Source organism: Dokdonella sp. (assembly GCF_019634845.1).
GTDB lineage: Bacteria > Pseudomonadota > Gammaproteobacteria > Xanthomonadales > Rhodanobacteraceae > Dokdonella_A.
In genome coordinates this window covers 214,870-235,039 of the sequence record NZ_JAHCAQ010000003.1, presented here as the reverse complement: position 1 = coordinate 235,039, position 20,170 = coordinate 214,870, and the positions used below count along the sequence as shown (strand labels likewise).

Here is a 20,170-nt window from a genome sequence, read left to right as displayed (position 1 = left end):
CGCTGTCGCGCCCCGCTGCGGCGGCGGGTCGGCTGCGCGTGGAGGGCGGGCCGGCCTGCCGGCGGCTCAGGTGGGCGCCGGCAGACTGACGCGCGCCACACAGCCGCGGCCCTCGTCGCGGTTGGCGAGCACGAGACTGCCGCCGTGCGCCTCGATGATCTGGCGCGCGAGCACGAGGCCGATGCCCGAGCCGCCCGGCTTGGTGGTGAAGAACGGCACGAACAGGTTTTCGCTCGTCGGCAGACCCGGACCGTCGTCGACCACGTCGATGCGCCAGGTGCCGGCAGCGCGTTGCCATTGCAGCGTGACGTGGCCGCCACCGTCGAGTGCGGCATCGACCGCATTGCGCACGAGGTTGATGAGCGCCTGCTCGACCTGGTCGGCATCGGCGTGCAGGTGGGCGGGTTCGGGCCCCTGTGCGTGCACCGGCAGACGCTGTTCGAGCGCCGCAACACGCTGCGCGAGAGTGGCGAGGTCGCAGTCGCGTGCGGTCGGTGGGGGCAGGCGTGCGAGCTGGGTGTAGCGGGTCATGAACGCGGCCAGCGCCTCGGCACGCTCGCCGATCACCTGCAGTCCGGTGCGCACATCGTCGCGCCAGTCGGTGGCGGGCGTGGCGGCGCCGGCGAGCCGCGCCAGCGTGTCGGCCATCGAGCGGATCGGCGCCAGCGAATTGTTGAGCTCGTGGCCGAGCACGCGCAGCAGGCGTTGCCAGGCCAGGCGTTCTTCCTCGCGCAGCGCGCGGCTGAGATCACTGATCACGACCAGGTGATGCACGCGGCCGTGTTCGCGAAAGCGCGCATGACGCAGTTCCCAGCGGCCATGGCCAGCCGGAAAGGCACGCTCCAGCAGGCGCCCGCCATCGCTGTCGAGGCAATCGGCCAGCCCCAATGCCTGCGCGTCGCAGCCGAGCAGTTGCGTCGCCGGTGCCGCGAACAGCCGTTCAGCGGCCGGGTTGGCCAGTCGCAGGCGCGCTTCGTCATCGAACGCGACGACTGCCAGATCGAGCGTGGCGACGACTTTTGCCAGCAGTGCACCGCGTTCCTCGAAGGCCAGCCGCTGTTCGCGCAGGCGCTGCGCCAGCGAGTTGACTTCGAGCAGCACTTCGCCGACCGCGTCGCCCTTGCGGGCATGCGCCGCGCGCAGGCTGTAATCGCCCTCGCGCAGGGCTTCGAGCAGGTTGGTCAGCGTGTACAGCGGATAGATCGTTCGCCGCCGCAGGTACAGCGCGAGCACCACCGTGATGATGGCCATCGCGCCCCACAGGGCGAGCGCCACGAGGGGGCTTGCGGCGAGGCCGGGCAGCAGTGCGGCCAGCACCAGCAGCGCCGGCGCGGCGACCAGCAGCGTGCCCAGCAGCAGGCGCGTTTCGAAGCTCCAGCGTGGCGGCCGCGCGCTCACCCGATTCCGTACTTTTCCATGCGTCGATACAGCGCCGGACGCGACAGGCCGAGCAGGCCTGCTGCGCGCTGCACATTGCCGCCGGTGCGGTCGAGCGCCTCGCGCACGAGCCGCTCTTCGGCGGCGTCGACGCTCATCGATTCGCCCGATGGCGCCGCCGCTGCAGCGCCACCGGGATGGCCGGCGGGCGGACGCAGATTGAGCGCGTCGGCATCGATGCGTTCGCCGTCGAGCATGAGGATGGCGCGTTCGACCGCATGTGACAGCTCGCGCACGTTGCCCGGCCACGGGTAGGTGTCGAGTGCGCGCAACGCATCGTCGCTGAACAGTGGCGTGCTGCGCTGGTAACGCCGCGCGAAGCGCGTGGCGAACGCCTGTGCCAGGCGGCGGATGTCTTGGCCGCGTTCGCGCAGCGGCGGCAGGTGCAGCTCGACCGTGTTGAGGCGGAACAGAAGGTCCTTGCGGAAGGCGCCACGGGCCACTTCGGCGGCGAGGTCGGCATTGGTGGCGGCGACCAGGCGCACGTCGACCTTGAGCGTGCGCGAGGAACCGACACGCTCGAGCTCGCCGTCCTCGAGCACGCGCAGCAGCTTGGGTTGTTGGGCCAGCGGAATGTTGGCGATCTCGTCGAGGAACAGCGTGCCGCCGTCGGCCAGTTCGAAGCGGCCGATGCGATCGCTCTTGGCATCGGTGAAGGCCCCTTTGACGTGGCCGAACATCTCGGCCTCGAACACCGATTCGGGGATGCCGCCCATGTTGACCTTGACCAGTGGCCGCCCGGCGCGTCGCGAACGTTCGTGCAGCAGACGGGCGAGCACGCCCTTGCCGGTGCCGTTCTCGCCGAGGATGAGCACGTTGGCATCGGTCGGCGCGACGCGCTCGAGCTGAGCGAGCACCTGCCGCATCGGCGCCGATTCGGCGATGAGCCCCGATGCCTCGCCCTGCTGCAGGATTTCGTTTTCGCGCTGCAGGCGCGCGGCCTGCCGCCGCGAGCCGCCGAGCGCGAACTGGTTGCGCAGCACGCTGAGCAGGCGCGCGTTGTCCCAGGGCTTTTCGATGAAGTCGCCCGCGCCCAGGCGCATCGCCTCGACTGCGAGATCGATCGAGCCCCAGGCCGTCATCACCACGACCGGCAGTTCGGCGTCGGCCTGCCGCAGCGCGCGCAGCAGGTCGAGGCCTTCGCGGCCCGAGGTCGTGTCGCGCGCGTAGTTGAGGTCGATCAGCGCGGCATCGAATCCGCGCGTGCCCAGCGCGGCGAGCGCCGCGGCAGGGCTGTCGACGCAGTGCGCGTCGATGCGTTCGGCCTTGCACAACAGGCGCAGGGCTTCGCGGATGTCGCGCTGGTCGTCGGCGATGAGAAGGCTCGGTGGGGGCATGGCCATGGATCAGGACGGTGGCTGTCGAAGTGGGTGCGAGTGGCGACCTCGTCCGTTGCCACCCGCGGTCGCGCGCGCCGGCAGCGGGCGCAGGCGGCGGCGCCGGGTCGGCCGTGCCGTTGGCGCGCGATCGCCGCGGCGTCGAACGGGCCGGCGCTGGCCGCCCGCTGCCGCTCGTGCCGCCGTACCGGCCAACGCACCAGCGTGGCGGCCCGGCGTGCCGGCAGGGCACGGCGTGGCGATCGCGGTGGCCGGCGCATGCCGGCTGCGGGCGCACGAGCAAGCCGCGTTGCGCTTCCCCGGCAACATTCGATCATCGGCCTGGGCCGCGCCGGCCGCGCGCTGCCGGGATGCATGGCGCGCCGCTCCGTGCCGCTCGCGCCTGGGCGTCGTGAGTTGCCGCCGCTTGCAGTTGCCAGCCCATGCGCGCCCGTCCATCCGGCCAGTCCGTCGCGATCATACACTGCCGCCCGCGTGCTCCAGCCAGCCATCGCGCAGGTGGATCACGCGCTGCGCCTCGTCGGCAAAGGCCGCGTTGTGGGTCACCTGCACGATGGTCATGCCCTCGCCATGCAGCTCGTGCAGCAGGTCCATGATCGAGCGCGCCTGGGTCGAATGCAGGGCGCCGGTCGGTTCGTCGGCCAGCAGCAGGCGCGGCCGGGTGATGACCGCGCGCGCCACCGCCACCAGTTGCTGCTGGCCACCCGAAAGCTGCGATGGATACAGGTCCTTCTTGCCGACGATCTGGAAGCGGTCGAGCAGGTCGCCGACGCGCGAGGCGCGTTCCTTGGCCGGCACGTCGCGATACTGCAATGGCAGGTCGAGGTTCTCCCACACCTTGAGATCATCGATCAGGTGATAGTGCTGGAAGATGAAACCGACCTTGTCGCGCTGCAGCGCCTGACGCTGTTTGGCATTGAGCGTCTCGACGGCGACGCCGTCGAACGTGAAGGCGCCTTGCCAGTCGTGGTCCATGAGGCCGAGCACGTTGAGCAGCGTGGTCTTGCCGGCGCCCGAAGGCCCCATGACGCTGGCGAATTCGCCTTCGGCGATGTCGAGGCTGATGTTGCGCAGCAGCCAGCTGCGGCCGCCGGCGAGCGGCACGGATTTTTCGATGTTTTGGAGTCGTATCATGGCGCGGCTCATGGGGATGCGGGGCTCATTCGTTGCGCAGGGCCACAGCAGGATCGGTGGCCGCCGCGCGGCGCGCCGGCCACAGGCAGGCGAAGAGGCCGACCATCGCGAGCAGCAGGGCAACGCCAGCGAGGGTCGGCAGGTCAAAGGTGCCGACCTGGTACAGCCGGGCGGACAACAGGCGCGCAAACACCCACGCCAACGGCAGGCCGAGGGCAACGCCCAGACCGACCAGCACGCAGCCCTGCCCGAGCACCTGGCGCAATACCTTGGATGCGTTCGCGCCCAGCGCCATGCGCACGCCAAATTCAGGCACGCGCTGGCGTACTGCGTAGGCCAGGACGGCATACAGGCCCACCGTGGCGAGCAGCAGCGCGGTGAGAGCAAGCAGGCCGAGCAGGCTGTTCAGGCGCGTGCGTTCCTGCAGCGTGTCGGCGATGCGTTCGTCGAGCGTGGCGATCGGTCCGATCCCATCCATCGGCGCGATCTGCCAGCCGAGTGCTTCCAGCGGCGCGATCAGCGCGGTCGGATCGACGCTCGTGCGCACCGCAAGTATCGCGTACGGTGGCGCCGTTGTCGGCTGGTAAATGGCTGGACGATCGGCGACTTCGTCGAGCGCGCGCTGCTTCAACGTCGGCACCACGCCGATGATCGTGACTTCGCGATCTGGCTCGGTCGGCTCGGCCGAGATCCTGAAGTGTTGGCCGAGCGGATCGGTGGCGCCGAGATGACGCTTCACGAACAGCTCGTCCACGATCGCGAGTGGCGCATTGGAGCGCACTTCGGCGTCATCGAAAGCGCGCCCGCGCAGGAGCGGGATGCCGAGTGCGGCGAAGTACCCCGCATCGACGCGTTGGTCGTGGGCGACCAGATTGCCGTCGTGGTCGCCCAAGCCTGGTGGTGTGTAGTGAGCGGCGGCGATGCTGTTGCCGAACGGCACCATGCTGCCGATGCCGGCGGCAGTGACGCCGGGCAGGGCGCGTACGCGTGCGGCCAGTTCGGTCAGGCGCGCGCCGCGCAGTTCCGCTGTTGCGTCGGCCGGGACGACGTCCGCAAGCGACGCATACAACAGATGGTCGCGCCGGAAGCCGATGTCCTCGGCGAGCAGGTTGTGCGAGCTGCGCAGCAATACGCCAATGCCGAACAGCAGCGCCACGGTCAGGGCAACCTGTGCAACCACCAGTGATCGGCGCGCGGCTTGCGCTGCACCGCCGGGGGTCTGCTGCGCCCCGCCGTAACGGATCATGTCATTGAGGTTGCCGCGCTGCGCCGACACCCCGACCGCGGCCAGTGCGGCGCATAGCGCGAACGCGAGCAGGGCCAGCAGAGCGAGCGTTGGCGCGTCGATGCCGATGGCCTGTGGCGTGCTCGTTGGCAGCAGGTCGAAATGGCGCAGCAGGGCCAGGCCAGCCGGCAGCAGGGCGCAACCGAACGCGATGCCGCCCAGACACAACAGGACCGCCTCGATGATGACGGTGCGCGCACGCTGCCATGGCGTTGCGCCGAGTGCGGCGGCCAGGGCCGAGTGCTGGCGTCGTTCGAGCCCGCGGGCGAGGAACAGGTTGGCGACGTTCGCGGCGGTCACCAGCCAGACCATCGATACGGCCAGCAGCATCAGCAGCAGCGCGCCGCGGCGCTCGCCGATCCACAGCGAGCGCAATGGCTGCATCTGCAGCTTCAACTGGTCGCCGAAGGCCGCGGTCAGTTCTGGCATCGACTTGGCGAGTGTCGTCACTTCTTCCGTCGCCGCGTCAGGCGTCGTGTCGGCGCGCAGGCGGGCGATGGCCAGCGTGCCGTCGAAGCGAACGGAAAATTGGCGGCTGCGCTGTTGCGCATCGAACGCGAGCGGCAGCCACAGGTTGGTGCTACCCGTTGGCAAGGCGAATCCTTGCGGCAACACGCCGATGACACGATAGTCGGCATCGTCGAGCCGGAGCGTGCGACCGATTGCATCGGTGGCACCCCCATAGCGTGTTTGCCATTCCTGCCACGACAGCATCACGCTGCGTGCCGCACCATCGGCAACGTCTTCGGCCGCGAACAGGCGCCCCAGCGCCGGTTGCGCGCCGAGCATGCCGAGCAGGCGTGGCTCGACCAGGGCGACGTTCAGCGTGCCGATGCGGTGACCGGATTCGTCGCGCAGGACGACCAACTTCGAGCGGTAGGCAGCGATGCTCTCGACGCCGTGTGCGTGGGCGGCGATTTCCTCGCGCAGCGGCGTAGACAGACCGACGTTGTGTGGAATGCCGAAAATGCGCGCTTGCACCGATACCAGACGATCGGCCTGTGGGAATGGCAACGGTTTGAGCAGCAAGCCGTACACCACGCTGGCGACGCAGGCGAAGGCGCCGAAGGCCAGCGCGATCAGGCCCATGCCAAGCAGGCTGAACGCGGGGGCGCGTGCGAGTGCGCGCAGGCTGCGGAGGATTTCAGTCGGAGACATGGCGATACCCTGAGTCGGCGTGGGTTGAATGGGCGGCGCCGCCACCCGGACGCGCCGGGCGCGTGCGGGCGCCGCGGAAAGCCGTGGTGCCGGCGCCGCCAATGCGGTCGTACCGCGGCAACGACAGATGGCGCTGGCGGTTGTCGACCTTGACGTGCTGCACCCGCACGCGCCGGTCGGCTTGCGCAAACGGCAGCGGTCGCGGCGCGAAGGCATCGGTCGCGGCAAGCCCGTGGATGGGCGGACCGCCGCCGGCCGCGAGCGCGAGCACGTGGGTGGGCGTGAGTGCCGGCGCGCGCGCGAGTGCGTGCGGGGAAGGGCAAAGATCGTTGGGCATCGCGTCGGGTTCCTTCAATCGTGGCGCAACGCGAGCGCCGGCTCGATGCGCACGGCTTGCCTTGCCGGCACGTAACAGGCCGGCAGCGCGACCAGACCCAGCACGAGGCCAGCGGCGGCGAACGCGAGCGCGTCGCTGGCACGTGCGCCGAACAGCAGTCCCGACACCAGCACGGCGGCGCCGATGCCAAGCGCCTCGCCGATCACCAAGCCGATGCCAATGAGGCGGCCGCCGCGCCACAGCACCTCGTGCAGGACGCGACGCGGCGCCGCGCCGAGCGACAGGCGAATGCCGATCTCGCGCGTGCGGCTGGCAACGTGGAAGGCGATGAGACCGTACAGCCCGATCGCGGCGAGCAGCAGCCCCAACACGCCGAGCGCGCCACCGACGAGACCGGCTATGCGCTGCGGCAGCAGCGACAGCGCCAGCGTGTCGGCGAGCGGATGGGTCTGCGCCACCGGCAGGCTGCGGTCGACGTCGTGCACCGCCGCGGCCAGCGCGCGGGCGAGCGCCGGCGAATCCTCGCTGCTGCGGATCAACAGGCTCGCCTGCGCCGACGGCGACTGCGCGAGCGGCAGGAACAGGAACGGGCGGCGCTCCTCGCCGAGCGAGGCGTACTTGCCGTCGGCCACCACGCCGACCACGGTCAGCGTGCGCGCGTCCTGGTCCTCGCCGTACGCGAAGCTGCGCCCCAGCGCGTCGCCGCCGGCGGCCAGCCGCTGCGCCAGCGTCTCATTGACGACCGCGACGCCCGCGGCGCCACCCACGTCGTGCGTATCGAAGCCGCGGCCGCGCACCGGCATGCCGAGCGTGGCGAAGAAGCCGTCGCTGACGGCGTTGACTTCGGGACACAATTCGTCCTCACCGAGCCCGTTGCCGTGGACGCAGCCCAGCACCATGCGGTTGAAGCTGAGCGGCAGCACGGCGGCGAGCGCGGCCTGCTGCACGCCGGCGACCGCGCGCACGCGCTCGAGCAGAGCGCCTTGCAGGCGTGCGCGATGCGCCGCATCGTAGCCGCTCGGCTCCAGATCGAAGTCGGCGCTGACGACGTGGTTGACGTCGAAGCCGATGTCGATCGCCGCGGCGCGCTGCAGTGCCCGCACGAACAGGCCCGAGCCGATCAACAGCACGAGCGTGAGTGCGAGCTGCGCCACCACCAGCGCCTCGCGCAGCCGCGAGCCAGCGCGCACGCTGCGCGGCGCCACGAGGGCGCCGCCGGTTGCGGGCGCCTGTCGCGACGCACGCAGGGTCGGCAGCGCGCCGAACAGCAGGGCGGTAACGCCGGTCAGCGCGAGCGCAAAGCCGAGCACCGCGCCATCGAATGGAATGCGCGGGCTGATCGGGAACGGCGTCGGCAGGTCGATGCGCAGCAGCAGCTCGCGCCACCAGCTTGCCAGCAACACGCCAAGCACGCCGGCAGCGAGTGCCAGCAGCAGGTTTTCCGCGAACAGCTGGAACATCACCCGGCCGCGGCTGGCGCCGAGCGCGAAGCGCAGGGCGATCTCCGGCCGCCGCGCCTCACCGCGTGCAATGAGCAGCCCGGCCACGTTCACGCATGCGACCAGCAGCACCATGCCGACCATGACGAACAGCAGTCCCGAGAACGCGCCGAGCGGACCGCGCACGGCGGTCGGCACGCCGCGCAACGCGGCGACGCCGATGCCGGCTTCGCGCTCGCCGCTGCCGTACTGCGTCTCGAGGCGCTGCAGGATCGTGCTCAGTTCGGTCTGTGCCAGGGCGATGTCGACACCGTCGCGCAACCGTCCGCCGGCCATCAGCCACAGCGACTTGCGCTCGCTCAGCAGGTCGCCCGAGCCTTCACGCAACAGTGCACGCGCATGCAGCGGCAGGTAGAACTCTGGCGCGAGCACGGCGATGTGGCCCTGGAACTCGGGCGCCGCCACTCCGACCAGGGTGAATACGTGGCCGTTGATCGACAGCGTGTGGCCGATCGCGCCCGGATCGGCATTGAAGTATTTGCGCCACGCGGCGTGGCTGGCGACCGCGACCGCTGGCGCCGCGGCCGAGTCGTCGCTCGGTACCAGCAGGCGACCGAGCGCCGGCTGCACGCGCAGGGTCGGGAAGTAGCTGCCGGTGACGAGCAGGCCGAGCGCGCGGCGTGCATCGCCGCTGGTGGTGACGTTCAACGGATCGAGCGAGTAGGCAAACATGCCGTCGAACGAGCGCGCGGCGGCAAAGTCGACGTAGTCGGGGTACGAGATCGTGTCGAGCCCGCCGCCGCGTGTGCTGCCGATCTCGACCAGGCGGTCGGCGGCGGCGATGCCGCGCACCGGCGACAGCAACAGCGCATGCACGATGCCGAACAGGGTCGTATGGGCCGCGATCGCCAACCCCAGCGTGAGGATCGTGACCAAGGCGAAGCCGGGCCGCGCCAGCAAGGTGCGCAGGCCGTGGCGCAGATCCAACAGGACGTGAGTGGCCATCGTGCTTTCCTCAATCGTTGCGGAGTACGGTCATTGGATCGGCGCGCAGCGCGCGTCGCGCCGGCAGCAGGCAGGCCAGGGTGGCGAGCGCGGCAAGCAGCGAAGCCACCGCCGCGAGGATCGCGGGCTGGCTGCCGCCGCTGTCATACAGTTGGCTGGCGATGACGCGGCCGAGCACGAGGGCGCCGCCCGCGCCGAGCACGATTCCCGGCACCACCATGCTGGCGGCGTTGCCGAGCAGGAGGCGCAGGATGTGGCCACGGGTGGCGCCGAAGGAGCGTCGCACCGCCAGTTCGCGGCGCCGTGCCGCGACGAGCCAGGCGATCACGCCGTAGAGACCGACCCAGGTCAAGACGAGTGCGGCGGCCGCAAAGGCGCCCAACAGGGTCACGTTGAAGCGGCGCATGCGCAGCGTGCTGCCGGTGACCTCGTCGAGCGTGCGCACCTCATACACCGGCATGTCGGGAAAGGCGTCCTGCAGCACCCGACGCAAGGTCGGTGCGAGCGCCAGTGGGTCGCCGCGCACGCGCACGGCCAGGCGCAAGTCGCCGAGTGGCACGGTGCGTACCGGGAACCAGACTTCGGCCGAGACCGGCTGGTCCTGCCCGAACTGATGCACGTTGCCGACCACGCCGACGATGGTCTTGGCGGAGCCGTCGTAGACCGCGACCTGCTGGCCCAGCGCGTCGCCGCCGCCCAGATAGCGGTCGACAAACGCCTGGTTGACGACAATCTCGCTGGCGAAGGTGCCCTGTTGGCCGTCGCGCTGGTCGAACTCGCGGCCGGCCTTGAGCGGGATGCCGAAGGTGGCCAATGCACCGGGGCTGACAAACCGGAACTCGGCCAGCGCGGTGTCGGGCACCTCGTGCCCGGGAATCGAGAATCCGCCGTTGAAGCCGCCGTCGCCCGAGGCCGGCAGGAAGTTGCTGATGGCGGCGGCGGTGACGCCCGGGATCTCGAGCAATCGCGCCCGCACGGCGTCGAGCCGCGGCGCCAGTGCTGCCTTGATGCGTGGTGCGGCGGTGAGGAAGTCCTCGTTGCCCTGTGGCGTTGGCGCTGGCAGCGAGAAGCCGGCGCTGAGGACCTGGTCGACTCCGCGCAGCCCCGAGTCGACGCTGACGACGCGATACAGGCTGTCGACGAGCAGACCAGCGCCCGACAACAGCGTCAGTGACAGCGCCAGTTCGAACACGATGAGCACACGCCGCGCACGTGTCTGGCCGCGTTCGGCGATCTGGCCGCGCGCGCCGCTGCCAAGCACCGTGGCTGGGTCGGCGCCGCTGGCGCGCCAGGCGGGGATGAGGCCGAACAGCAGCAGCGCGAGCAGCATGAGGGCGCTGCACGCAGCGACCACGCGCAGGTCGAGCGAAGGCGCGTTCCAACCCGGCAGCAGATCGGGGACCAGGCGCAGCAAGGCGTGCACGACGGCCTGCGCGAACAGCAGCGCGGCGCCGGTGCCGACCACGGCAAGCATGAGCGTCTCGACCAGCATGCCATGCACGAGCGCGCGGCGGCTGGCGCCCAGGGCGCGTCGAATCGACAGCTCCTGCGCTCGCGACTGCGTGCGCGTGAGCACGAGTCCGGCGATGTTGGCGCAGGCAATGAGCAGCACGAGGAATGCGGCCGCGAGCAGGATCGACAACGACGTCCGCAGATTGGCGGCGGCAAGATCGCCGAGTCGCTCGACGCGCGCCGACAGACCCTTGTAGTTGTCGGGAAACGTCGCCGCCTGCCACTCGGTGATGCCGCGCAGCGCGGCCTGGGCCTGCTCGCGGGTGACACCGGGGGCCAGGCGCGCCACCGGTGCCAGCATGTTGTTGCCGCGATCAGCTGGGCGGGCCGGCAGGAACGTTGGTGTCCACAGGCGCGCGTCAGCGGGGTAGTGGAATCCCGGCGTGGTCACGCCGATCACGCGCCAGGCTTCGCCGTTGAGCATGATGTCGCGGCCGACCACGGAGGGGTCGGCGGCAAAGCTCGATCGCCACAGCGCATCGCTGAGCACCACCACGTGCTCGCCGCTGGTTTCGTCGTCGTCGCTGATGCCGCGCCCCAACGCGAGCGGCTGGCTGAACACCGCCCAGAAACCCGGTGACACCTGGTACCCGCTCAGGCGCTGCGCGGCGCCGCTGCCAGTCAGATTCAATGTCTGCGGCGCCCAGGCGCCGATCGCATCGAACACCGTGCCGCTGCGCTCGGCCCAGTCGGCGTAGGTCGAGGTCGCGATCGGGCTGCTGCGCACGGGCGGCTGATCGCGCAGCACGCGCACGATGCGCGCCGACTCGGTGAAGGGCAGTGGCTTGAGCAGCACCGCATCGTAGACCGTGAAGATCGCGGCCACGGCACCGATGCCAAGCATCAGGGTGAGGATGATGGTCGCCGCGTAGCCGGGGCGTTGCCGCAGTTGGTGCAGGCCGTGGCGCAGGTCGGTGAGCAAAGCGGGCATGGCGAGTTCCGATCAGTGCGGGCGGTGGGTGGCCGCGGTGCGATACCGCTGGGCGCGCCGCCGTGATGAGGACGCCGCGCGACGGGTCGATGCGCCGGTCATGGCGTCAGCGCAGCGCATCGCTGGGCGCCACGGCACAGGCGCGCCGTGCCGGCAGCAGGCAGGCGATGGCGGTGGTCGCGAGCAGCAGCAGGGCGACGCCGACGAGCGTGACCGGATCACTGCCGGTGACGCCGTAGAGCTGGCCGTCGAGCACGCGCGCGCCAAGCACGGCCACGCCGATGCCGGCCGCGACGCCGCCGGCGGCCAGCAGCAGGCCGCGGTCGAGCACGAGTCGCAGTACGCGCCCACGGGTGGCACCGAGGGCCTGACGCAGCGCAAACTCGTGGTGACGCTGGCCGACCGCAAACGCCATCAGGCCATACAGGCCGCCGCTGGCCAGGCTCAGCGCAACCAGCGCGAAGGCCCCGAGCAGGCCCAGACTGGCGCGTCGATCGGCGAGTGCGGCGCGCCGCATCTGCGCCAGTGGTGCGATGGCGTAGGGAATGTCGGCGGCATCGGTGGCCAGCGCCTGCTCGAGGCTTGGCAGCAAGCTGGCCAGTGGCAGGCTCGAGCGCACCACCAGGCTGAAACGCGCGGCGGCGCGCGGACGCTGGGCGAGGTTCACGTAGACGCTGCCCATCGGCGCGCGATCGAGGCTCTGCTCGCGCACATCGGCAACCACGCCGACGATCGTGAGTGGATGCAGGTCGCCGTCCATGTTGCCGTACTGGATCCGTCTGCCGAGCGGATCGGCGTCGCCCCAGGTTGCACGCGCCGCGGCGGCGCTGATCAGCGCGACCTGCTCACCGTCGTTGCGGTCGCGCGCATCGAAACCACGCCCAGCCAGCAGGCGGATGCCGGCGGCGCGGAAGTAGTCGGCGCTGGCGACGCGGAACTGGGCATAACCGAGCGGCGCCGGGGCGTGCGCGGGATCGCTGACGCTGCCATCCCAGAACGCACCGTCGGCACCGCTGCCCGAGAGCGGCAGGGCGTTGACGCCGCCGACTGCGCTCACGCCCGGCAGCGTGCCCACTGCGTCGATGAGTCGCTGGTAGCGCTGCGCGTTGGCCGCGGCCGCTTGCGGGGTGGTCGTGCTGGGGCCGGACAGTTGCACGCTGGCGGCGCCGGCAGCGTCGAATCCCGGATCGATCGCCAGCAGCGCGAGGAAGCTGCGGCCGAGCAGGCCGGCGGCGGCCAGCAGCAACGTGGTGAGGGCGATCTGGCCGATCAGCAGACCCGACCTCAGGCGCAATTGCGGCTTGCCCGACGAGTGTCCGCGCCCGCTCTCGCGCAGCTCGGCCATCAGCGGGCCGCGACGCGCCACCAGTACAGCGGCCGTGGTGACCAGCGCAATCAGCAAGGCACAGGCGAGGGCGACGCCGAGGGCGTCGGCGCCGAGGCCGATTTCGCTGGCGCGCGGCAGTTCGATGTGCCCGCCGTGCACGAACAGGCGCAGTGCGGCCCAGGCCAGCGCCAGCGCGAGCAGCGCCGCGCTGCCGGTGATGAGCAGGCCTTCGGCAAGGCACTGTCGCGCCAGGCGCAGGCGATCGGCACCGAGGGCCGCGCGCACCGCGAGTTCACGTGCACGCGCGCCGCCGAGGGCGAGCAGCACATTGGTGGCATTGGTCACCGCGATCAGCAGCAGAAACAGCGTGCCCGCAGCGAGCAGCAGCAGCGCGCGCCGTACCGGAGCGGCGATGGCATCGGCCAGCGGCGTCAGCTCGAAGTCGCGCAGATCGACCTCGCTGCCGTACTGGCTGAGCAGGCGTGTCGCCAGCGCGTGGGCGGCCAGGCGCGCCTGCGACAGCGCAGCGCCCTCACCGAGGCGACCCAACACCGACCAGTTGTGGGCGCTGCGCGAGGTGCCGGGAGCGTCACTGAACGGCATCCAGGCCGCCGTGCCGGGTGGAAAATCGAAGCTGGCTGGCATCACGCCGATGATCGTGGCGGCGCTGCCGCCGACATCGAGCGGTTGCCCGATCACGTCGCCCCGACCCTGCAGCAGGTCCTGCCACAGCGTGTGCGAGCTGACGACCGTGGCAGCGCGCTGCTGCGCGTCGAAGCTGCGGCCGAGCTGTGGCGCGGTGGCGAACAGGCGGAAGAAATCGCCGCCGACCCAGGCCACGCTGCCTTCGCGAAGTGCCGCGCCGCGCGCGATCGGTTCGTGCGAGCTGGCGTGGTAGGCCGTCGCGGCGAACACTCCGCTGGCGGCGAGGTCGGCGTAGTTGGGCCAGGCCAACGCCATCGAGTGGCCATCCTCGGCAAGCTCGCGCACCTGCACGATGCGGTCGGCATCGGCGTAGGGCAGTGCGCGCAGCAGCACGGCCTGGATGACCGCGTACAGCGCCAGCGCGGCGCCGAGCCCAAGCGCCAGCGTGGCCACCGCGAACGCGCTGGTGCCGAGGTGGGCGCGCAGGCTGCGCGCGGCGAATTTGACGTCCTGCAGCCAGCTCATCGGTCGATCTCCGCGGTGGAATGCTCATTCATCGCGCAACGCTTCCAGTGGCGTGACACGCAGCACGCGCCAGGCCGGCAGCGCCGCCGCCAGCAGCGCGGCGAGCATCATCGCGGCGGTGCCGCCCACGAACACCGGCAGCAGCGGTATCGCACCGGCCAGGCGCGAGGGGTCGAACCACCGCAGCGCGACGGCGGCGATTGCACAGCCGGCGCCGACGCCGAGCGAACTCACGATCAGGCTTGCGCCAAGGATGCCGCGCGCGAGCCGTGACGGCGTCGCGCCGACCGCGAGGCGCAGGCCGAACTCCGCGATGCGGCGGCGTTGCTGCAAGGCAGCGACGGCGTAGACGCCGAATACTGCCAGCACGAGCGCCGCGAACGCGAAACCAGTGACCACGCGGGCAAAGAAACGCAGCGGGCGCAGCTCATCGTCGATGCGCTGCTGGAGCGTGTACTGGGCGGTGATGGTCTGGCGCGGATCGACGCTCCACAGCGCGTTCGCCATGGCGGTGTCGATGCCGGGCAGCGCGGGGTCACTGCGCAGCAGAAACGTCATCGCCACGCGCGGCGCCTGCGCGAACGGCACCAGCACCTCGGGCAGGGCGGCGGCGCGCAGCCGGTCGTTGTGGATGTCGGCGACGACGCCGACGATGCGGCAGACGCTGCGTCCGCTGCGCCCCAGGGGCAGGTCGATGCTGCGATCCAGGGGTGAGGTATCGCCGAACAGGCGGCGTGCCAGGGTGCGGTTGACGATCGCCACCGGCTCGGCGCCGGCGCGGTCATTGCCATCGAAATCGCGGCCGGCCAGCAGCGCGATGTCGAGCAGGCCGTTGTAGCCGGCGGAGACACGGCGCAGCGCGGCCTGTACCGGCACGGCGTCGACGCCGGCGATACGCACATCGGCACTGCCGCCGCCGATCTGCGACAACGGCGCCGCGCTGGTCAGTGCCGCGCCCTGCGCCCCCGGCACTGCCGCCAGGCGTTGCAGCACCGCGTCGCCGAAATCGTTCCACTGCGCCGGGCCGGCACCGCCACTGTCGGTGCCGAGCGCTTCGCGGAACATCGACAGTGCATGGACGCCAGCGCTGCGAAAGCCCGGATCCACGCCCTGCAGACGCAACAGGCCGAGGCCGAGGCCAGCGGCGGCGAGCAGACAGACGGTCGACAGCGCCATCGCCGTGGCCGGCAACAGACGCTGGCGCCGACCGTCGCCGACCACTCCCTTGCCGGCGCTGCGCATCGCCTGCAGCGGGTCGGCATCGACGCGCAGCGAACCGGCCAGCGCGGCAACCATCGGCAGCACGGCGCCGAGCGCGAGTACGATCGCGGCAACGCGCCAGTCGAGCGTGATGGTCTCGGCGCGCGGCACGCTGTCGGCGGCGAGCGCGCGCAGCATCGACAGGCCGAACTCGGCGATCACGGTGCCGAGCAGCAGGGCGGCAGCACCGAGCCACAGCAGTTCCAGCAAGGTGCCGCGCCGCAGGCGCGCGCGACTGGCGCCGATGGCCTGCATCACGGCCAGCTCGCGGCGACGCGCGACCTGACGCGCGTCGATCAACAAGGCAACGTTGGCGCAGCCGATCAGCAGCACCATCAGCGCCAGCGCCAGCGCGCCCCACAACAGGCTGCGCACCGGGCCGACGATGAGGTCGAGCAGCCCGCGCGTGCGCAGGCGCCAGCCGTGTGCAGGACTGCGCCCATGGGCCTGGTCGAGCGTGGCGAGCTGCGCTGCGAGCGCTTCGTCGGCCTGGGCGGGCGTGGCATCGGCGCGCAGACGCCCGACCATCTGCAGGATGCGCAGGTCGAGCCGGCGCGCCGCATCCTGCGGCAGCTCCTGCGGGCGCAGCGCGGTCCATACCCCGGTGTCACCGCTGAACGAACGCATCGCGGCCGGCATCACACCGACGATCTCGAGCGGCGGGCGGTCGAGCGTTTCGAGGCGGCGCCCGATCACCGCCGCGCTGCCGCCGAAGCGGTCGTGCCACTCGTCCCAGGAGATGACTGCCAACGGCAGACCGGCGCGGATGTCCTGCGCGTTCGGGAAGCGGCCCAGCGCGGGCGCGAGGCCGAGCGTGTCGAAGTAGCCGACGCTGACCAGCTGCGTGGGGATCTCCCTCGGATGGCCGTCTTCGAGCACACCGAGGCCGGTCCACTGGAAGTAGCCGAGTGCGTCGAACCCCGCGGTGCCGCTGGCCAGTTGCTCGGCTTCGGCGATCGACAACTGGGCGCGGTGCACCTGCTGTGACGGGTTGTCGGCGTAGATCGACACCAGGCGTTGAGCGGCCGGCAGCGGCAGTCCACGCAGCAGCACGCCGTCGACCGTGCACACCATGGCCACGGTGAGCCCGAAGCCGAGTGCGAGCATGGTGAGGGCGGCCGCCGCGAACGCCGGCGCACGCAGCAGGCGCAGCAGGGCGGCGCGCAATTCGGCGCGCATGCTGCTCATGAGATCACCGTGGCATGGTCGATCGTGCCGCAGCGCGCGCGCAGTGTGCCGCCGATGACAGCGGGAATGCGCAACGGGTCGGCTGGCGAGCGGCTCGGCATGGCAGGGGCCTCAGCGGGCGCCACGCGCCGGGCGCAGCAGGCGCTGGTCTTCTTCGTGGCGCAGGCGGTGCATGGTTTCCTCGTCGACGATGCGGCCATCGAACATGAAGATCTTGCGCTGCGCGAAGTCGGCATAGCGCGGATCATGGGTGACCATGCAGATCGTCGAGCCGGCCTTGTGCAGCTCGTCGAGCAGCTGCATGACCGCCTCGCCGTTCTTCGAGTCGAGGTTGCCGGTCGGTTCGTCGGCCAGCAGGATCGACGGCGCACCGACCAGGGCGCGGGCGACGGCGACACGCTGCTGCTGGCCGCCCGAGAGCTGCGCCGGATAGTGCTTGACGCGATGGGCCATGCCGACGCGCTCCAATGCCTGCACGGCGCGGTCGCGGCGCTCGGCCTTGGACACGCCGTCGCGATAGGTCAACGGCAGCTCGACGTTCTCGAACACGGTGAGGTCGCCGATCAGGTTGAAGGCCTGGAACACGAAACCGATTTCCTGGTTGCGGATGTGGGCGCGTTCGCTGGCACCGATGTCGGCAACCTCGCGCCGATTGAGGCGGTAGGTGCCGGCGCTGGGCGTGTCGAGCAGGCCGAGGATCGCCAGCAGCGTCGACTTGCCGCAGCCGGACGGACCCGTGATCGAAACGTATTCGCCGCTGGCTATGTCCAGGTGCACATCGGCCAGCGCGTGGGTCTCGACCTCGTCGGTCAGGAACACCTTCTTGATGGAATCGAGGTGGATCAACGTGTCGTCGTTCATGGGTTCGCCGCCGGTGTGGATGGTGTCGTGTGCCGGTGATGCCACGGGCCCGCTTCGGTGCCGATGCTGCGCGCTGCCGGTGCTGCCGCCAATGGCTTCATGGCGGGCTCCTGCTGGCATGTGGTGGTGGTGGATGCGGATTCATTTCAATCGGATGCGGTCGTACTGGTCGTAGGCATTGGTGTCGGACAGGATCACGCGGTCGCCCTCGGCCAGACCCTGCAGCACCTGGATCTGGTTGACCGAACCCTTGCCGAGCTGCACGGCGACGCGGTTGGCCACGCCGTCGGCGGCGATGCGGAACAGCCGCACCTGCGAGTCGGGTTGGCCGAACGCCGGACGGCCGACATAGAGGGTGTTCGCGATGCGCTCGAGCTCGATCGTGCCATCGACGGAGAGATCGGGGCGGGCACCCGGCGGCAGTGCGTCGCTGAGCTCGACGTCGACTTGCACGCTGCCGTTGTGCACGGCCGGATCGACGCGACGGACCTTGCCGGCGACGATGCCGTTGCGCGTGTCCACGCGCACGTCCTGTCCGATCGCGACATCCTTGGCCTGGGTCTCGGCGATGCGCAGCTGCGCCATGAGCTCGCCGGGCCGGGCGACGCGGGCGAGATTGGCACCGGCAGCGACCTGCTGGCCTTCCTCCACCGGCACCTGTTGCAGCACGCCGGCGATGCCGGCGCGCACGTGCAGTGCATCGGCCTGGCGTTGGCGTAGTGTGCGCGTGGCCGCGAGCTGGTCGAGGCGGGCTTGCTCGGCGGCGAGCTGCGCGGCGATGTTGCGGCGGAATTCCTCCACGCGTTGCTGTTCGATGGCGACGCGGTTCTTGAGCTGGTCGAGCGTGATCAGCGTCTTGCGGTATTGCACGCCGGGGATGATCCCCTTTTCGGCCAACGGCTTTTCGGCCTCGGCCTGCATGCTCGAGGTGGCGTAGTCGGCGTTGGCGCCGGCCAGCGCCGATTGCTCGTCGAGCAGGCGCGACTTGAGGTCGGTGCGCTTGGCGGCCAGGTCCGATTGCCCGGCCGCATAGGCGCTCTGCGCGGCACGCAGCTGGTCCTCGACCTCGGGGTTGGACAGCTCGAGGATGATGCTGTCGGGTTCGACCGTGGCGCCCGGCTTGACGACGATATGCTCGACGCGGGCGGTGGTCTCGGCCGCGATCCAGCGGATCTCCTTGGGCACCAGCGTGCCGGGCCCACGCACTTCGCGCAGCAGTTCACCGCGCTTGACGGTATCGACCAGCACGCTGCTGCGCTCGACGCCGGGGATCGCCGGTCCGAGCCGGGCCAGGCTGATCGCGGTGATGATGACGAGGGTGAGGACACCCCCACCGATGAGCAGTTGGCGGCGGCGCTTGCGTTGCTTGAGTTCGGGGCGGGCGATGTCCATGCGCAATCCATAGCAAGGGCAATGCCAACTGGGCCAATGATCGCATCATGTTGATCGGGCGATGGTTTCTTGAAGCGCAACCGGCTCCGTGAGCGGTCACATGTCCGGAATCGAACGCTGCGGTGAACGCCTGCGAACGCATCGCATCGGCACCGCGTGGCGGGCCCGGCGTGATCCGTGTGGCGGCCCTCGTCGCGGCGGTGGCCGGCACCAATCACGGCGCGGAACTTGCATGAATCTGCCAGACTCGCGCCTGCATCGCGGCGCGACCAGCCGTCGGGCGCGGTCGCCAGCGGCCTGCGTCGGTCGCGTGGATCGTTGCCACAGGGGGATTTCTCGATGGATCACCACCATGCATCACCCGCGCTGATGGCTTGCCGCGTACTGGCACTTTGCGCCGCATGTGCGCTCGCCGCTGCCGCACCGGGTCACGCCGGGCAGCCCGTGACGCCGGGTGAAGTCAGCCTGTCGATGGTCACGTGGATCGGCCCATCGACACTGGCGCCGGGTCAGTCCAATACGCTGTGCGTGACGGCCAACCTCAGATCGGCCGATGCGGAATACATCGACCGCATCGACCTCGACCTGCCCGACGCGTGGCTGGTTGCTGCACTGGCTGCCGACAGCGAGCCGCCGGCCAATGGCTGTACCGATGCCAGGCCGCTCGTGGCCGGCGTCGCGGCCGGCAACCTCATCTACTGGCAATCCAGTGGCACGCTGCCCACGAAGTGTGGCGCCTGGTTCGGTGGGCCCGGCGGCAGTGAATTCATCCTGTGCGCGCAGGTGACCGTGCCCGATTGCAGCGGCGCTCCGTGGCATCTGCCGTGGCACATCGCTGGCGATGGCTTGAGCAATGCGCCGCATGTGGCCAGCGGCGTCTACGAGTCGCTGTCGTGCGCGGCGCCAGACACACCCAACGTCGAGGTCGATCCGCTCAGTCTCGCCGCGACCCAGTCGCAGGGGGCGAGCACGAGCCGCACGCTCACGCTCACCAATACCGGCAGTGCCGACCTCGTCTGGGCGATCGTGACGGAGCCCGTTGCAATGCAGGCACTGGCCGGCAGCGGGCTCGCTGGCGCCGCGGCGCCATGCACGGCGCCTGCCGACGTGCCGTGGCTCAGTGTGGATGCCAGCGGTGGCAGCATCGGGCCGATGCAGTACACGCCGGTCACCGTGAGCCTCAATGCCAGCGGCCTCGCGCCCGGCATCCATCACGCCAATCTGTGCGTGACGAGCAACGATCCCGATGCGGGTCCCGGTAACGGCACCGCGCTCGTGGTGGTGCCGGTCACGCTCACGGTCGACGACCGGATCTTCGGCAATGGCTTCGACGGCTGACGCCGGAACGGACGCTGGCGCGAAAGTGCGCCAGCGCTGCCGCGAGCAAGCGATGGCGT

12 protein-coding genes are annotated in these 20,170 nt (G+C 70.6%); 1 reads left to right on the top strand and 11 read right to left on the bottom strand.

All coding sequences use genetic code 11. From position 1 onward, the window contains the following. Positions 1-66: 66 nt before the first annotated feature. From KF903_RS03660 to KF903_RS03610, 11 genes are all read right to left on the bottom strand, one after another. Positions 67-1,398, bottom strand: coding sequence for an ATP-binding protein (locus KF903_RS03660; protein ID WP_291211105.1), 1,332 nt, complete (start codon positions 1,396-1,398; stop codon positions 67-69). Further along, positions 1,395-2,774: a sigma-54 dependent transcriptional regulator gene (locus tag KF903_RS03655; protein ID WP_291211102.1), complete on the bottom strand. Its 1,380-nt coding sequence runs from the start codon at positions 2,772-2,774 to the stop codon at positions 1,395-1,397. Before KF903_RS03655 ends, KF903_RS03660 begins: the two co-directional genes overlap by 4 nt. A 456-nt stretch (positions 2,775-3,230) precedes the next feature. Continuing rightward, positions 3,231-3,908, bottom strand: coding sequence for an ABC transporter ATP-binding protein (locus tag KF903_RS03650; protein WP_291211100.1), 678 nt, complete (start codon positions 3,906-3,908; stop codon positions 3,231-3,233). Positions 3,909-3,933: 25 nt separating this feature from the next. Beyond that, complete coding sequence (locus KF903_RS03645; RefSeq protein ID WP_291211097.1) at positions 3,934-6,351, bottom strand: ABC transporter permease; 2,418 nt, start codon at positions 6,349-6,351, stop codon at positions 3,934-3,936. Then, positions 6,338-6,688 (bottom strand): hypothetical protein, encoded by a 351-nt coding sequence (locus tag KF903_RS03640; protein WP_291211095.1) that lies wholly within the window; start codon positions 6,686-6,688, stop codon positions 6,338-6,340. Before KF903_RS03640 ends, KF903_RS03645 begins: the two co-directional genes overlap by 14 nt. 14 nt (positions 6,689-6,702) lie before the next feature. Continuing rightward, positions 6,703-9,132: an ADOP family duplicated permease gene (locus tag KF903_RS03635; protein ID WP_291211092.1), complete on the bottom strand. Its 2,430-nt coding sequence runs from the start codon at positions 9,130-9,132 to the stop codon at positions 6,703-6,705. A 10-nt stretch (positions 9,133-9,142) separates the two neighbouring features. Beyond that, on the bottom strand, positions 9,143-11,575 hold the full coding sequence (locus KF903_RS03630; protein WP_291211089.1) for an ADOP family duplicated permease: 2,433 nt from the start codon (positions 11,573-11,575) through the stop codon (positions 9,143-9,145). A gap of 106 nt (positions 11,576-11,681) precedes the next feature. After that, entirely contained in the window at positions 11,682-14,072 is a 2,391-nt protein-coding gene (locus KF903_RS03625) for an ADOP family duplicated permease (protein ID WP_291211086.1), read from the bottom strand. Positions 14,073-14,096: 24 nt separating this feature from the next. Continuing rightward, positions 14,097-16,520, bottom strand: coding sequence for an ABC transporter permease (locus KF903_RS03620; protein WP_291211083.1), 2,424 nt, complete (start codon positions 16,518-16,520; stop codon positions 14,097-14,099). A gap of 111 nt (positions 16,521-16,631) precedes the next feature. Continuing rightward, positions 16,632-17,381 carry an ABC transporter ATP-binding protein gene (locus KF903_RS03615; RefSeq protein ID WP_291211080.1) on the bottom strand — a complete coding sequence of 250 codons (750 nt, stop codon included), beginning with the start codon at positions 17,379-17,381 and terminating at the stop codon, positions 16,632-16,634. 141 nt (positions 17,382-17,522) lie between these two features. Beyond that, positions 17,523-18,773 (bottom strand): HlyD family efflux transporter periplasmic adaptor subunit, encoded by a 1,251-nt coding sequence (locus tag KF903_RS03610; protein WP_291211078.1) that lies wholly within the window; start codon positions 18,771-18,773, stop codon positions 17,523-17,525. A 339-nt stretch (positions 18,774-19,112) separates the two neighbouring features. Here KF903_RS03610 and KF903_RS03605 point away from each other — a divergent pair, with 339 nt between their 5' ends. Beyond that, positions 19,113-20,111, top strand: coding sequence for a hypothetical protein (locus KF903_RS03605; RefSeq protein WP_291211076.1), 999 nt, complete (start codon positions 19,113-19,115; stop codon positions 20,109-20,111). The last annotated feature ends 59 nt before the right edge of the window (positions 20,112-20,170 follow it).

Bases quoted from the DNA above. Each gene is read 5' to 3' on its own strand.
- KF903_RS03655 (WP_291211102.1), bottom strand. From the start codon at position 2,774: ATGCCCCCACCGAGCCTTCTCATCGCCGACGACCAGCGCGACATCCGC.
- KF903_RS03650 (WP_291211100.1), bottom strand. From the start codon at position 3,908: ATGATACGACTCCAAAACATCGAAAAATCCGTGCCGCTCGCCGGCGGC.
- KF903_RS03645 (WP_291211097.1), bottom strand. From the start codon at position 6,351: ATGTCTCCGACTGAAATCCTCCGCAGCCTGCGCGCACTCGCACGCGCC.
- KF903_RS03640 (WP_291211095.1), bottom strand. From the start codon at position 6,688: ATGCCCAACGATCTTTGCCCTTCCCCGCACGCACTCGCGCGCGCGCCG.
- KF903_RS03635 (WP_291211092.1), bottom strand. From the start codon at position 9,132: ATGGCCACTCACGTCCTGTTGGATCTGCGCCACGGCCTGCGCACCTTG.
- KF903_RS03630 (WP_291211089.1), bottom strand. From the start codon at position 11,575: ATGCCCGCTTTGCTCACCGACCTGCGCCACGGCCTGCACCAACTGCGG.
- KF903_RS03625 (WP_291211086.1), bottom strand. From the start codon at position 14,072: ATGAGCTGGCTGCAGGACGTCAAATTCGCCGCGCGCAGCCTGCGCGCC.
- KF903_RS03620 (WP_291211083.1), bottom strand. From the start codon at position 16,520: ATGAGCAGCATGCGCGCCGAATTGCGCGCCGCCCTGCTGCGCCTGCTG.
- KF903_RS03615 (WP_291211080.1), bottom strand. From the start codon at position 17,381: ATGAACGACGACACGTTGATCCACCTCGATTCCATCAAGAAGGTGTTC.
- KF903_RS03610 (WP_291211078.1), bottom strand. From the start codon at position 18,773: ATGGACATCGCCCGCCCCGAACTCAAGCAACGCAAGCGCCGCCGCCAA.
- KF903_RS03605 (WP_291211076.1), top strand. From the start codon at position 19,113: ATGGATCACCACCATGCATCACCCGCGCTGATGGCTTGCCGCGTACTG.